The 13,772-nt window shown below is 68.3% G+C and carries 12 protein-coding genes; 10 read left to right on the forward strand and 2 right to left on the reverse strand.

The genetic code is table 11. The features are described 5' to 3' along the window. Positions 1 to 306 precede the first annotated feature (306 nt). From J0J10_RS21140 to J0J10_RS21150, 3 genes are all read left to right on the forward strand, one after another. A complete protein-coding gene (locus tag J0J10_RS21140) occupies positions 307 to 921 on the forward strand; it encodes a cold-shock protein (RefSeq protein WP_291638704.1) in 615 nt (204 codons plus the stop codon). A 216-nt stretch (positions 922 to 1,137) separates the two neighbouring features. After that, positions 1,138 to 1,815 carry an HPP family protein gene (locus J0J10_RS21145; protein WP_291648922.1) on the forward strand — a complete coding sequence of 226 codons (678 nt, stop codon included), beginning with the start codon at positions 1,138 to 1,140 and terminating at the stop codon, positions 1,813 to 1,815. Positions 1,816 to 1,933: 118 nt separating this feature from the next. Beyond that, positions 1,934 to 2,971: an HD-GYP domain-containing protein gene (locus J0J10_RS21150; RefSeq protein WP_291648924.1), complete on the forward strand. Its 1,038-nt coding sequence runs from the start codon at positions 1,934 to 1,936 to the stop codon at positions 2,969 to 2,971. Positions 2,972 to 2,978: 7 nt separating this feature from the next. Here the strand turns inward: J0J10_RS21150 and J0J10_RS21155 are convergent, their stop codons facing one another. Beyond that, the gene (locus J0J10_RS21155; protein WP_291638707.1) at positions 2,979 to 3,329 is read right to left on the reverse strand and encodes a HesB/IscA family protein; all 351 of its coding nucleotides are present in this window, start codon (positions 3,327 to 3,329) and stop codon (positions 2,979 to 2,981) included. Between the two features lie 115 nt (positions 3,330 to 3,444). Here J0J10_RS21155 and J0J10_RS21160 point away from each other — a divergent pair, with 115 nt between their 5' ends. From J0J10_RS21160 to J0J10_RS21180, 5 genes are all read left to right on the forward strand, one after another. Then, positions 3,445 to 4,683 (forward strand): deoxyguanosinetriphosphate triphosphohydrolase, encoded by a 1,239-nt coding sequence (locus J0J10_RS21160; RefSeq protein WP_291648926.1) that lies wholly within the window; start codon positions 3,445 to 3,447, stop codon positions 4,681 to 4,683. 58 nt (positions 4,684 to 4,741) lie between these two features. Beyond that, positions 4,742 to 6,508, forward strand: coding sequence for an arginine--tRNA ligase (argS, locus tag J0J10_RS21165; protein WP_291648928.1), 1,767 nt, complete (start codon positions 4,742 to 4,744; stop codon positions 6,506 to 6,508). Positions 6,509 to 6,695: 187 nt separating this feature from the next. Next, on the forward strand, positions 6,696 to 8,300 hold the full coding sequence (locus J0J10_RS21170; RefSeq protein WP_291648930.1) for an SPOR domain-containing protein: 1,605 nt from the start codon (positions 6,696 to 6,698) through the stop codon (positions 8,298 to 8,300). 446 nt (positions 8,301 to 8,746) lie between these two features. Beyond that, entirely contained in the window at positions 8,747 to 9,424 is a 678-nt protein-coding gene (locus J0J10_RS21175; protein WP_291648933.1) for an arginase family protein, read from the forward strand. A gap of 355 nt (positions 9,425 to 9,779) precedes the next feature. Further along, positions 9,780 to 10,874 (forward strand): TRAP transporter substrate-binding protein, encoded by a 1,095-nt coding sequence (locus tag J0J10_RS21180; RefSeq protein ID WP_291648935.1) that lies wholly within the window; start codon positions 9,780 to 9,782, stop codon positions 10,872 to 10,874. A gap of 169 nt (positions 10,875 to 11,043) precedes the next feature. Here the strand turns inward: J0J10_RS21180 and J0J10_RS21185 are convergent, their stop codons facing one another. Beyond that, complete coding sequence (locus J0J10_RS21185) at positions 11,044 to 11,733, reverse strand: RraA family protein (RefSeq protein WP_291648936.1); 690 nt, start codon at positions 11,731 to 11,733, stop codon at positions 11,044 to 11,046. Positions 11,734 to 11,861: 128 nt separating this feature from the next. Here J0J10_RS21185 and nagZ point away from each other — a divergent pair, with 128 nt between their 5' ends. Then, the gene (nagZ, locus tag J0J10_RS21190) at positions 11,862 to 12,875 is read left to right on the forward strand and encodes a beta-N-acetylhexosaminidase (RefSeq protein ID WP_291648937.1); all 1,014 of its coding nucleotides are present in this window, start codon (positions 11,862 to 11,864) and stop codon (positions 12,873 to 12,875) included. A gap of 68 nt (positions 12,876 to 12,943) precedes the next feature. Continuing rightward, a complete protein-coding gene (locus J0J10_RS21195) occupies positions 12,944 to 13,762 on the forward strand; it encodes a segregation and condensation protein A (protein WP_291648938.1) in 819 nt (272 codons plus the stop codon). Positions 13,763 to 13,772: the final 10 nt, after the last annotated feature.

Raw genomic sequence — 13,772 nt, forward strand, 5'->3', positions numbered from 1 at the left:
CAGCCGCGCTTAACCTGGGCTTACCCAACGTTTCTTGTCGTGACGGCCCGCGCGCAGCCCCGACGATGCGGGTGGCTGTCGGCCTGCGATCACGAGCCTGGCCCTGCATCGCGCCGGCATTTCGCCTGTCGCGGCGGAGTCCGGGCGAGCCGTCGACCATAGGGGCGAAGGCCGGCCCGAGGGCGGCCATCCCAGTATATTTTCGGCCTCGATCATGTGGATGAAAGGGTTGGCGCTGTTTCGCGAGTCCGCTGCGGTGCTATCGTCGCAAGACGAATCAGATTTCGCATCGGAGATGAGCGGCACATGTCCGACGAGTACGGCGATGGTGGGAGGCCCCCACTCGGACCGATCCAATCGCTCAACCGGGTCGTGCGGCTCGACGGCCCCGAGGCTGGCTTCGTCGATGCAGGCGTCGAGCTGGCGGGCTACGTCAAATGGTTCGACGTCAGCAAGGGCTACGGCTTCGTCGTGCCGGAAGATGGCGGCAGCGACATCCTCGTCCATGTCACGATTCTGAAGCGCGACGGCTTCAACGCCATCGCCGAAGGCGCGCGCATCGTTCTCGAAGTGGTCGCGAAGGCGCGTGGTCGCCAGGCGATCCGGGTGCTCTCGATCGACACCTCCGCCGGGCGTCATCCGGCGGAAATGCCGATGCCGCGCACCAATGCCACGGTGACACCGACCAGCGGGCTCGAGCGCATGGTGGTGAAATGGTTCAACCGGCTGCGCGGCTTCGGCTTCGTCTCGGCCGGCGAGGGCGCGCCCGACATCTTCGTCCATATGGAGACGCTGCGCCGCTACGGCATCGTCGAGCTGATCCCCGGCCAGACGGTTCTGGTTCGCTATGGGCCGGGGCCGAAGGGGCTGATGGCCGCCGAGATCAGGCTCGAGCAGGGCGGGCCACCCAGCTCGCATTGAGAAGAAAAATCTCTCGGAAGGGCGCCTTCGGGCGCCTTTTTTGTTGCGTGCCGGACATGCACGGCAGCACGGCCGGTTAATTGACGTAAATTTATGTGAAATATCTAAATTTCCGTTGAGTTGTGCGCAATGTATATTATAGAGGCGGCCCGATACTGAAATGGGGGCTGCCTCGCGCGACCGGCTGGTCGGGAGGGCTGCTCCGGAGAGCCGGCCGTGAAGCTGTTCCACCCGATCCTGGCTGGCGCGACATTGGCCGAGCGCACCGCGGCCTGCGCCGGCGTGTTTGCCGCGATCGCGCTCACCGCCGCGGCCGGCTTTGCCTTCCCCGTCCATGCACCGCTCGTCCTGGCGCCGATCGGGGCTTCGGCGGTCCTGGTCTTCGTGGTACCGGCGAGTCCGCTTGCGCAGCCCTGGCCGGTGATCGGTGGCAACGTGATCTCCGCCTTCGTGGGGCTCGCCGCCGGCTGGGCCGTGCCTGACCTGACGATCGCGGCTGCGCTGGCCGTCGCGCTCGCCATCGCGGCGATGTCACTGACGCGCTCGCTGCACCCGCCAGGTGGCGCAGTCGCGCTCACCGCCGTGCTCGGCGGGCCGGTCGTCATGGAGTGGGGGCTGTTATTCCCCTTCGTGCCGGTCGGGCTGTGCTCGCTCTCGCTGGTCGCGCTCGGCGTAGCCTTCCACGGCCTCACGCGCCGCAGCTATCCGCATCGTCACATGACGGCCGGCCATGCGCCGCCTCAGCCGGAGCCGCCGGGGACGTTCAGCCCCTCTGACATCGATGAGGCCCTGGCGCAGATGGGCGATTCCCTCGACATCGCCCGCGAGGATCTCGATCTGCTGCTGCAATATGCCGAGGCGAACGCGATGCGCAGACAGGCCCTGCGGTCATGAGGGATTTCGCTCGGCTCGGATTTTTCGAGGCGAAACGAAAAATTTGAGCGATTCCGTTTCATCCGGTCTCAGGGAACCGTGGCAAAGGTGATCTCGTTGCGAGGATATGCCGATCACCGTGCTACTGATCACCGACCGCCCAGAACAATCTCACAAGCTCGACCGGCTGCTGTCGCTGTGGGGACCTTGCGCCGTGGTCGACCTGAACCGGCCGGTGGCGGTGCGGCCGGCGTCGCGGCATTTGCTGATCAGCGATGTCGACCTGTCCAACCGTGCCTCGGTCGAGGCGGTACGGCGCACGCTCGCCAGCCATAGAAGTGCCGGAACTCCGTTCCTGTGCCTGCTGCGCGACCCCTCGCCACGGACGGCCGTGCAGGCCAATGCGATTGGCGCCAGTGCCGTGCTCTCGGCCGATGCGCCGGCCAAGGTTCTGCTCGGCGAGGTTGGCCGGATGCTCAATGGGGCCGGGGATTCGCAGCCGGTCCAGCAGCAATTCGTCGCGGCCTCGGTCGTCGTAGCCGACATGCTGGAGCGGGCGGCGAGGGGCGATGCTCTGTCCCCGGCGGCGCTCGATGGCGGCATCGAGGCGATCAATCGCGCCGCCGACCAGCGCGATCTCGGCGCCTGGCTCGACATGGTCTGGAGCCATGACGATGCCACCTATCAGCATTGCCTGCTGGTCGCCGGCCTCGCCGCTGCCTTCGCGGAGCGGCTCAGCTTTCCCGAAACTGCGCGCCGGCTGGTGACCGGAGCGGCGCTTCTGCACGATGTCGGCAAAGCGCGCATCCCGCTCGCCATCCTGCACAAGCCGGGCGCGCTGACGGCGGAAGAGATGCGGATCGTGCGCGAGCATCCGCGGGTCGGCTACGAGATGCTGCGCAGGCAGGGCGGATTCGAGCGCGAGATCGTCGACGCCGCCTATAGCCATCACGAATATCTCGACGGTTCCGGCTACCCGCGCGGCCTGCGTGCCGACGAGATCTCCGATCTGGTGCGGATGATCACCATTTGCGACGTCTATGCGGCGCTGATCGAGCGGCGCTCCTACAAGGCGCCGATGGCGCCCGAGCAGGCCTACGGTACCCTGGCGGCCATGACCGGCAAGCTCGATTCCGATCTGCTGCGCGCCTTCCGGCAGGTCGTGCTGCCGAACTGACCGGACTTTAGAGCGCGAAGGACGTGCCGCAACCGCAGGAGGCGGTGGCGTTCGGATTGGTGATCTTGAACGACTGGCCGACGAGGTCGTCGACGAAATCGATCGTGCAGCCTTCCAGCAGGTCGACCGAGGTCTCGTCGATGAGCACGGTCGCGCCGCTGCGCTCGATCACGATGTCGCCCGGCGCCTTCTCCTGGTCGATGTCGAAGACATATTGGAAACCCGAGCAGCCGCCGCCGGCGACGCTGACACGCAGCATCGAGCCCGGCGGCTCCTTGGCCATGACCGCGACAATGCGCCCCGCCGCCTTGTCGGTCAGCGAGATCGCGCGCGGATTGGCCTCGATTGCGGTCGTCATGCGCAGAACATCCTTGCTCCTGCCTCGCCCGCAAAGGTAATGGCCAGCCTGCGCCCGTTCAAGCCGCCTCCACCGGTGGGCAGCCAAGCAGCGAGCGAACATCGAGCGAGCGAACATGGCGCCAGCACAAGATCCGCTTCATCCGCCGCGCGAGCCGGGCGATCGCTGGCGCGCCGTCTATGCCTGCCGGACCGCCACGAGCCGTGGCCGGCTGGTCGAGGAGCCGGGTTCAGCGACGCGTAACCCCTTCCAGCGCGACCGTGACCGCATCATCCATTCCACCGCCTTCCGTCGGCTGAAGCACAAGACCCAGGTCTTCGTCTCGCATGAGGGCGATCATTTCCGCACCCGGCTGACCCATTCGATCGAGGTGGCTCAGATCGCCCGCGCGCTCGCCCGGGCGCTCGGCCTCGACGAGGACCTCGCCGAGGCGCTGGCGCTGGCGCACGACCTCGGCCACACGCCCTTCGGCCATACCGGCGAGGATGCGCTCGACGAATGCATGAAGGATTTCGGCGGCTTCGATCACAATGCCCAGACCCTGCGGATCGTGACGCGGCTGGAGCGGCGCTATGCCGGCTTCGACGGGCTGAACCTGACCTGGGAGACGCTCGAGGGGCTGGTCAAGCACAACGGCCCGCTGGTCGAAGCCGATGGCCGGCCGGTGCCGCGCTATGCCGCGACGGGCATCCCGGCGGCGATCGTCGAATACCAGGCCAAGCAGGATCTCTGGCTCGCCACGCACGCCTCGGCCGAGGCGCAGGCGGCGGCGCTCGCCGACGACATCGCCTACAACGCCCATGACATCGATGACGGGCTGCGCGCCGGCATGTTCGAGCTCGCGGAACTGCGCGCGGTGCCCTTCCTCGCCGGATTGCTCGACGAGATCGAGAGGCTGCATCCAGGGCTCGAAAAGCCGCGCGCCACCAACGAGCTGGTGCGCCGTGTCATCACCCGCTTCGTCGAGGACGTGATCGGCCATTCCGAGGCTCTGATCGCGGCGCTCGCTCCGGCCGATGTCGATGCGATCCGCCGGGCCGGGGCGCCGGTCGTCGCCTTCTCCGAGCGGATCGCGGCGGCCGACAAGGCGATCAAGGGCTTCCTCTATCCGAACATGTATCGCCACCCGCGCATCAAGGTGATCCGCCAGCAGGCGGCCGATGTGGTGCGCGACCTGTTCGACAGGTTCAACGCCACGCCGGAGGCGATGCCGGGCGAATGGTCGGCGGACTGCGCGACGCTCGACGAGGCCCGCCGGGCCCGCCGGATCGCCGACTATATCGCCGGGATGACCGACTCCTACGCGCTCGGCGAGCATCGCCGGCTGTTTGACGCCACTCCGTCGCTGCGATAGGGCCGGGCCGGTCAATCCTTCGAAATCCATCAATCTCCGTCGAAAATCGCTGGTCGCCATGAATATTTTCGAGACTTTCTCCGCGCGCCTCGCCGCCATCCTCTCCGGAATGGCGGAGGCCGGCCGCATCCCCGCCGGGCTTTCGCTGGCGCGGGTCGTGGTCGAGCCGACGAAGGATCCGGCCCATGGCGATCTTGCGATCAACGCAGCCATGGTGCTCGCCAAGGAGGCCGGCATGGCGCCGCGCGCGCTCGCCGAGCTGATCGTCGCCGAACTCGCCAAGGACGCGGATGTCCTCAAGGCCGAGATCGCCGGGCCGGGCTTCATCAACATTACGCTGCAGCCCGCCGTGTTCACCGCGGTTCTGAAATCGGCGGTGCTCGCCGGAACCGAGCATGGTCGCGGCCGGCCGAAGCCTGAGCCGAAGATCAACGTCGAATATGTCTCGGCGAATCCGACCGGGCCGATGCATGTCGGCCATGGCCGCGGCGCGGTCTTCGGCGATGCCTTGTCGGCATTGCTCGCTTTCGCCGGTCACGATATCACTCGCGAATACTACATCAACGACGCCGGCGCGCAGGTCGACGTTCTCGCCCGCTCGGCCTTCCTGCGTTATCGCGAGGCGCTGGGCGAGGAGATCGGTGCGATCCCCGAAGGGCTCTATCCCGGCGATTATCTCGTCGCGGTCGGCGAGGCGCTGGCGCGCGAGCACGGGCCGGCGCTGCTCGGCAAGGCCGAATGGGACTGGCTGCCGACCGTGCGCCAGGCGGCCATCGACGGCATGATGGCGATGATCCGCGACGATCTCGCCGCGCTCGGCGTCGTTCACGAGGTCTTCTTCTCGGAGCGCTCGCTGCAGGGCCGGGACGGCAATGCCGATGCCGTGCACCAGACGATCGAGGACCTGCGGGCCCGAGACCTGATCTATGAGGGCCGCCTGCCGCCGCCGAAAGGCCAGAAGGACGAGGACTGGGAGGATCGCGAGCAGACCCTGTTCCGCGCCACCAAATTCGGCGACGATGTCGACCGGCCGCTGCTGAAGTCGGATGGCAGCTACACCTATTTCGCCAACGACATCGCCTATCACCGCTCGAAGTTCACGCGCGGCTTCGCCGAGATGATCGACGTCTGGGGCGCCGACCATGGCGGCTATGTCAAGCGCATGCAGGCGGCGGTGAAGGCGGTGACGAGCGGGGAGGGCGCGCTCGACGTCAAGCTCTGCCAGCTCGTGCGGCTGCTGCGCAATGGCGAGCAGGTCCGGATGTCGAAGCGCTCCGGCGACTTCGTCACCCTGCGCGAGGTCATCGACGAGGTCGGCCGCGACGCGGTGCGCTTCATGATGATCTTCCGCAAGAACGACGCGACGCTCGACTTCGACCTCGCCAAGGTCGTCGAGCAGTCGAAGGACAATCCGGTCTTCTACGTCCAGTATGCCCATGCGCGCTGCGCCTCGATCTTCCGTCAGGCGAAGGAAGCCTTCCCGGACCTCGATCTCTCGCCGCAGGCGCTGGCGCAGGCCGATCTCGGGCTGCTCACCGACGAGTCGGAGATCGGCATCGTCAAGATGATCGCCGCCTATCCGAGGATGATCGATGCCGCGGCTTCGTCACACGAGCCTCATCGTGTCGCCTTTTTCGTCCACGAACTGGCGAGCGCCTTCCACTCGCTCTGGAACAAGGGCAAAGACTCGGCGCAATTACGGTTCGTTAATCAAACTGATCGAAAGTCGACCGCAGCAAGATTGGCGTTCGTGCATGCGGTGCGCAGCGTCCTTGCTTCCGGTCTGGCGGTCGTCGGTGTGGCGGCGCCGGAAGAGATGCGCTGACGGGTCTGTCCCCGTCGCCTCGGGCGCCCTGCGGATCAGAAGATCCGGCCAGCGTCTGCCGGGATCGATGCGGGAGCGGGATTGGTTGGGCGTGCCGGAAGGCAGGCTGGCCGGGCTTTCGTCAGATTGACCGCGCGCTGCCGCCGTTCTTTGATGGCGCTGGCAGCGCGCTGGAATGGATCACGTCATGAGCGAGCCAGCTAGAAACCGTTTCGCCCTCGATCTGGATGACCTCGAGCGCCAGCTCCGCGGCGCGGCCCAGCCGCAGAAGCCGGGCTCGGCGAACGATCCGCTGATGGAGTTGACCAGGCTCGTCGGCCAGGACGATCCGCTCAAGGAATTGTTCAGCGGCCGCCCGGCTGCGCCTGTTGCCGCGCCAGTCGCGGCTCCGGCGGCAGCTCCCGTCCGGCCAGTGGCCGAGGCTCCGGCGCATTGGCCGGCGACGGCCCGCGTCGAGCCTTCTTTCCACCCGGCACCCGCAAGCCAGGCTCCGGCCGAGGCCGCGCAGCCTCCGGCCGAGTTGATGGGCGCCCTGGACGAGTTCGAGGCTCTGCTGCGCCGGACTGAGCCTGGAAGGGCTCCCGCGGCCCCGATGGTGCCCGTGCAGGCGCAGTTTCATGAGCAGGCGCACCGCCAGGAAACCGCGTATCCTGAAGCCGGCTATGCCGAGTATGACCAGCCGGCCGCCTCGCAGCATGGCTATGTGCCGCAGGTGGAGGCCGGCGCGCACGCCTATGTGCCTGAGGAGCCCCGCGATCTCGACGAGGCGGTGCAGCAGGGCTACCCGGTCGGTTACGACCGGGCGTTGCCCGAGGATTATGCCCAGCCGCAGCAGGCCGAGGAGGATGCGCGCCAATATGCCCAGCCGCGTTCGCGCAAGGGGTTGTGGGCGGCTGCTGCCGTGATCGCCGTCACCGTTGCCGGCGTCGGCCTCGCCATGACCTTCCGCGGCTCGCGCCCGACGGTCGGAGCCGATGGCCAGCCGCCGGTGATCAGCGCCGACGCCGCGCCGACGAAGGTCGCTCCGGTCAATCCCGGCGGCGCCGAGATTCCCAATCAGAACAAGCAGATCTATGAGCGCTCCGGCGAGACCCCCGCGGCCGAGACCAAGGTGGTCAGCCGCGAGGAGCAGCCGGTCGATGTCCAGCAGGCGGCGCGCTCCATGCCTTCTCGCCCGGGTTCGTCCGACACGACCAGCGCGGCGCTCGCTTCCGGCGAGCCGGGGCTGATCGCGGTTCCGCCCGTGCCGGGCCTGGGCGAGCCGCGCAAGGTCCGCACCGTCGCGATCCGCCCGGATGGCACCCCGGTTCCGCCGGCGGGCAATGGCGCGGCAGCCCCCGCGCCGCAGCCGATGGTGACGGGCTCCGCGCCTGTCAGCCGTGCGGCGGCGACGCCGACGGTCGATGCCGCCAAGGTGCAGGATCGTGCCGCCGCGCCGACGACGTCGCCGGCGGCCGTCACGCCGCCGCCGCGGACCCGCACGGCTGCGCTCGATCCGGTTGCGCCGACCAGCGCCGCGCCGGCCGCGCCTCGCGCCGACGCCAATGGCGGATTCGCCGTGCAGCTGGCGGCGCCGGGCAGCGAGGCCGAGGCGCGCGCGACTTTCGCGGCTCTGCAGCGCAAATACCCGACCCAGCTCAGCGGCCAGAGCCCGATCGTGCGCAAGACCGAACTCGCCGGAGGCAAGACCGTCTATCGCCTGCGCGTCGGTCCCTATTCGCGCGAGGATGCCGCGACGATGTGCACCGCGCTCCAGGCCGCCGGCGGGCAGTGCTTCATCGCCAAGAACTGAGCCCGCCATAGCGGATCTGGCGGCATCGCCGTCATTTTATCAGCGCCGGCCGCGACATTCGCGGCCGGCGTTTCCATTTGCCGCCATGCATGACGGGCCAGGGCGAGGGGCCCCGGCGTGCTTGCCTCCGGCGTTCGCCGCGGGGCAGGCTGGGGCCTCGTCCTTCCAGCTCCGCGGTCTTCCGTCATGTCTCTCGATCCGATCTCCCGGCCCGCCGATGATGCCGTCTTCCTCGGCGGCGAGGCCGTTCATTACGATGCGGTCTCGCCCGGCTCTGTCGCGGTGATCGGCATCCCCGGGGCGACGCCCTACCGATCCGGCTCGCCTCACAGCGCCGCGGCACCGGGCGCGATTCGGGCCGCGAGCGCGCCCCAGGCGGTGCGGCGCGGGCACTATGATTTCGATCTGGGCGGCCCGCTGCTCCGGGAGCGGGACAGGCTGGTCGATTGCGGCGACATCGCTTTCGACCCGGCCGATCTCGCCGGGAACCGGCGCGGATCGAGGCCGTCTATACGAGCCTGCTGGCACGAGGGACTGCACCCCTGCTGCTGGGCGGCGACGACAGTGTGCAGATTCCCGCGCTGCGCGCCTTCGCCGCCCGCGGCGAGATCAGCGTCCTGCAGGTCGATGCGCATATCGACTGGCGCGAGGAGGTCGAGGGCGAGCGCTTCGGGCTGTCGAGCACGATGCGGCGGGCCTCCGAGCTTTCCGGCGTCAAGGCGATCGTCCAGGTCGGTGCGCATGGCATCGGCAGCGCCCGCGAGGCCGAGGTTGCCGATGCGCGGGCCGCCGGGGCGCAATTGATCGACATGCGCACGCTCAGGGCCAGGGGCATCGCTCACGCCGTGCAATGCGTGCCTGCCGATCGTCCGGTCGTGGTCTGCTTCGATGTCGACGGCTTCGATCCCTCGGTGGTGCCGGGCGTGCTCGGCAGGGCGCCTGGCGGGCTCGGATTCGGCGATGTCGTCGACCTGCTGAACGGCGTCGCCGAGCGCGCGCCGATCATCGGCTTCAACATCGTCGAGTTCGTGCCGCAGCAGGATGTCGGCGGGCTCGGCACGCGCGCGGTCTGCCGCCTCGCCATGCTGGCGGCAGGGCTGCTCGCAAGGAGCGTCGAGCGCTGAACCCGAATCGATTCAGCTGGTTGGATGGCATCCTTCACGATCGGGTATCGGAGCCCGTAGCCGTCTCCGTCGGTCGCCGGCGGCCATGCATGCCGGCGCTTGCGCACCGCTTCGGCCATTCGGCAGATCGCTTGAAAGCCGTGTGCGTTCTGCCATCCGGCGAGCGCTTTCTCGAAATTTTCTCGTGGATCGTGCGGTTTCAGGCGCAACCGATCCCGCTTTCCGCTCCGTCTACGGCGCATGCGGCCCTTCCGGCCGTGCCGTTTTGCCGCTAGGGCGGTAGCGGTAGCGTCGCGCTACCCTGACGAGCAGTGCCGCCCGAGAGGCGTGAAAGCTCGCAAGCAAGAGGAAAGCCATGGACCGCCGCAAATTCATCAAGTCGGCTGGCGCGGGTGCCGCCGCCAGCGCCGCCATCGCCGCTCCGGCAGTGGCCCAGTCGATGCCGAAGGTCAGCTGGCGTCTGACCTCGAGCTATCCGAAGAGCCTCGACACGCTGTTCGGCATCTCGACCCAGGTCGCCAAGCGCGTCGCCGAGGCGACCGATGGCCAGTTCCAGATCCAGACCTTCGCCGCCGGCGAGATCGTGCCGGCGCTCCAGGCGCTCGACGCGGTGCAGAACGGCACGGTCGAATGCAGCCACACCCTGGCGAGCTTCTATATCGGCAAGGACACCGCCTTCGCCTTCGAGACCTCGCTGCCTTTCGGCATGAACACCCGCCAGCAGAACGCCTGGCTCTATGCCGGCGGCGGGCTCGAGCTTTGCCGCGACTTCATGAAGAAGTTCAACATCCACACCATCCCCTCCGGCAATACCGGGGCGCAGATGGGCGGCTGGTTCCGCAAGGAGATCAAATCGGTCGCCGATCTCCAGGGCCTGAAGTTCCGCATCGCCGGCCTCGGCGGCCGGATCATGTCGAAGCTCGGCGTGGTGCCGCAGACCCTCGGCGGCGGCGACATCTATCCGGCGCTGGAGCGTGGCACGCTCGATGCGGCCGAGTTCTCCGGTCCCTATGACGACGAGAAGCTCGGCTTCCAGAAGGTGGCGAAGTACTATTACTACCCGGGCTTCTGGGAAGGCTGCGCCAATGTCAGCTTCATCGCCAACATGGACAAGTGGAACGCGCTGCCGGCGCATTACCGCGCGATCGTCGAGGCCGCCTGTGCCGAGGCCAATGCGCTGTGCATGGCCAAGTACGACCATGGCAACCCGGATGCGCTGATCCGCCTGGTCGGCACCGGCGCCGAGCTGCGCCCGTTCCCGCAGGACGTGATGCAGGCGGCCTTCAAGGAGGCTTTCGCGCTCTACGCCGAGCTTGCCGCCAGCAACCCGAACTTCAAGACGTTCTGGGATTCCTTCCTGCCCTACTGGAAGAAGGAACAGCTCTGGTTCCGCGTCGCCGAACTGCCCTTCGACGCCTTCAACGCCCAGGCGGCGGCGCAGCTGCGCTGAGCGGCGGACCCGATACAGTCATCCCGGCTGGGCGCGGCCCGGCCGGGATGACGAAGTGGTTCCCAACGAATGCCGCCCGCGTTCCGGGCGCGTTGATCCGGCTGTTCGGTCAATGGCTTGCGGCCGGATCCAGCCAATCTGATTCAAGCCGGTCGCAGCTGGCGCCTGCTCAGTCGAGATAGCGTACCCGGCTGCTCGCCAGCAATTCGATGACGAAACCCGGGGCGTCGAGCCCGGCGGTAACCTCGGAGAGCAGCCCGCCCTCATTGGTCCGCACCACCTTCAGCCGCTCGACGATCTCGGCGGCGCGGCGATGCGGCACTACGACGACGCCGTCGGGGTCGCCGATCAGGATGTCGCCCGATTCGATCGCGATGCCGCCGCAGACGATGGGCAATCCGACCGTGCCGGGGCCCGAGCGGTGCACGGAGGAAGGCGTCGCGCCCTTTGAGAACACCGGCAGGCCGATGCGGCGCAGATCGGCGATGTCGCGTACGACGCCGTCGGTGACGAAGGCGGCGACCTCGCGGTTCTTCATCATGCCGGCCAGGAGATCGCCGATGATGCCGGCCTGGGTGAAGCCGTGGGTCGCGGCGACGATCACGTCGCCTGGCTCGGCCAAAGCGACGGCCGCGCAGACCGCGAGATTGTCGCCGGGACCGCAATCGCAGGTGAGGGCGGTACCGATGAAGAATTCCGGCAGTCCGGGCGGCGCCTTGATCGCGAAATCCATCGCGCCGCCGGCATGCATGGCGTCGGATATCTGGGCCGTCGGGGCGCCCTTCAAGGCTGCGATCAGGCTGGCCTGCGGGCGCTCGAAGGTCTTGCGGATGGTCAGCAGCGGGGCTTCGTCGATCATGGCTATGCGGTCTCGCGTCACGGGGCTGACGAAAGTCTAGGCCGGGAGGCGGCTGCCGCAAGCGCCAACCCACAATTCGACGACGTCACCCGCTTGACCGGCAGGGCCGGCATTCCTACGCCTGTCGCATGACCTCGCGCGCCTTCATCGCCGGCTGCCTCGGCACGAGCCTCACTCAAGACGAGCGCGCCTTCTTCCGCGACGCCCGGCCCTGGGGCTTCATCCTGTTCAAACGCAACACCCAGGACCCGGCGCAGGTCGCGGCGCTGACCGCCTCGATGCGCGAATGCGTCGGCTGGCAGGCGCCGATCCTGATCGACCAGGAGGGCGGGCGGGTACAGCGCATGGGGCCGCCGCACTGGCCGCCCTATCCGCCGGCGCTGGCCTTCCTCGCGATCAACGACCCCGTGCAGCAGCGCGAGATCGTCAGGCTCTCGGCGCGGCTGATGGCGCATGACCTCAAAAGCGTCGGCATCGATGTCGACTGCCTGCCGGTACTCGACGTGCCGGTCGCCGGCAGCCATGACGTGATCGGCAACCGCGCCTATGCGCGCGATCCCGTGATGGTGGCCAAGCTCGGCCGGGCGGCGGCCGAGGGCCTGCTCGCCGGCGGCGTGCTGCCGGTGATCAAGCACATGCCCGGCCATGGCCGGGCGCAGGCCGACAGCCATCACGACCTGCCGGTGGTCGAGGCCAGCCTCGACGCGCTGCGCGCCCATGATTTTACGCCCTTCCGCCATCTCGCCGACATGCCGCTGGCGATGACGGCGCATGTCGTGTTCACCGCCCTCGACGCGCGCAAACCGGCGACGACCTCGCGGCGGATCGTCCGCGAGGTGATGCGCGGCGAGCTCGGCTTCGACGGGCTGATCATGACCGACGACATCTCGATGAAGGCGCTTTCCGGCAGCTTCGCCGAGAAGTCGAAGGCGGCGATCCGGGCCGGTGTCGACGTCGTGCTGCATTGCCATGGCATCATGGACGAGATGGTCGCCGTCGCCGGGGCGGTGCCGGCGATGACCGGACAGCGGGCGCGGCGGGCGGCGATGGCGCTGGCGCGAATCCGCCATGAGCCGGAGCCGATCGACGTCGACGCGGCACGCGCCCAGCTCGCCAGCGCCCTTGCCTTGGGCGGAAGTTAGGCCGAACCTGTCCCACGGGGCTGTGGCGCGGCGATAGGCCGTTCGCCGGATATGGGGATGGGCCACCGATGGCCGCTGAACTGCCTTTCGAGGAGAGCGCCGCGCCCGAGCGTGCGGTGGACGAGCCGGCGTTCCTGATCGACGTCGACGGCTATGAAGGGCCGCTCGACTTGCTGCTCGACCTCGCCCGGCGCCAGAAGGTCGATCTGGCGCGGATCTCGATCCTGGCGCTGGCCGAGCAGTATCTGTCCTTCGTCGAGCGGGCGCGGGAACTGCGCCTCGAGCTCGCCGCCGACTATCTCGTGATGGCGGCCTGGCTCGCCTATCTGAAATCGCGCCTGCTCCTGCCGGAGCCTCCCAAGGGCGAGGAGCCGAGTGCGGCCGAGCTTGCGACCGCGCTCGCCTTGCGGCTGAAGCGGCTGGAAGCGATCCGGGCGGCGGCGCAGCGCCTGGCAGTGCGCGAGCGGCTCGGCCGCGACGTCTTCGCGCGCGGGGCGCCGGAGGCGGTGGTCGCCGGGGTGCGCCCGGTCTGGGAGGCCGAGCTCTACGACCTGCTCGCCGCCTATGCGCAGCAGCGCCAGCGCCATATGCGCACGCCGATGAGTGTCGGCCACCGCCAGGTGCTCTCGCTGGTCGAGGCGCGCGAGGCGCTGTCGCGGCTGGTCGGCGAAGCCGGTGAGTGGACGGCGATCGACGGCTATCTCGCGCAGTACATGCAGAGCCATGGCATGCCGGCCGAGACGATGACGGCGACGGTGAAGGCTTCCTCGCTCTCGGCCATGCTCGAAATGGTGCGGGAAGGTGTGCTCGACCTGCGCCAGGACGGCGCCTTCGCGCCGCTCTATGTCCGTCGGCGCTCGTCCCGGCCGCCGTCTCTGGGATTGTGAGGATCTGATC

It is taken from the genome of Allobosea sp. (assembly GCF_017308075.1).
In the GTDB taxonomy this organism is placed as follows: domain Bacteria; phylum Pseudomonadota; class Alphaproteobacteria; order Rhizobiales; family Beijerinckiaceae; genus Allobosea.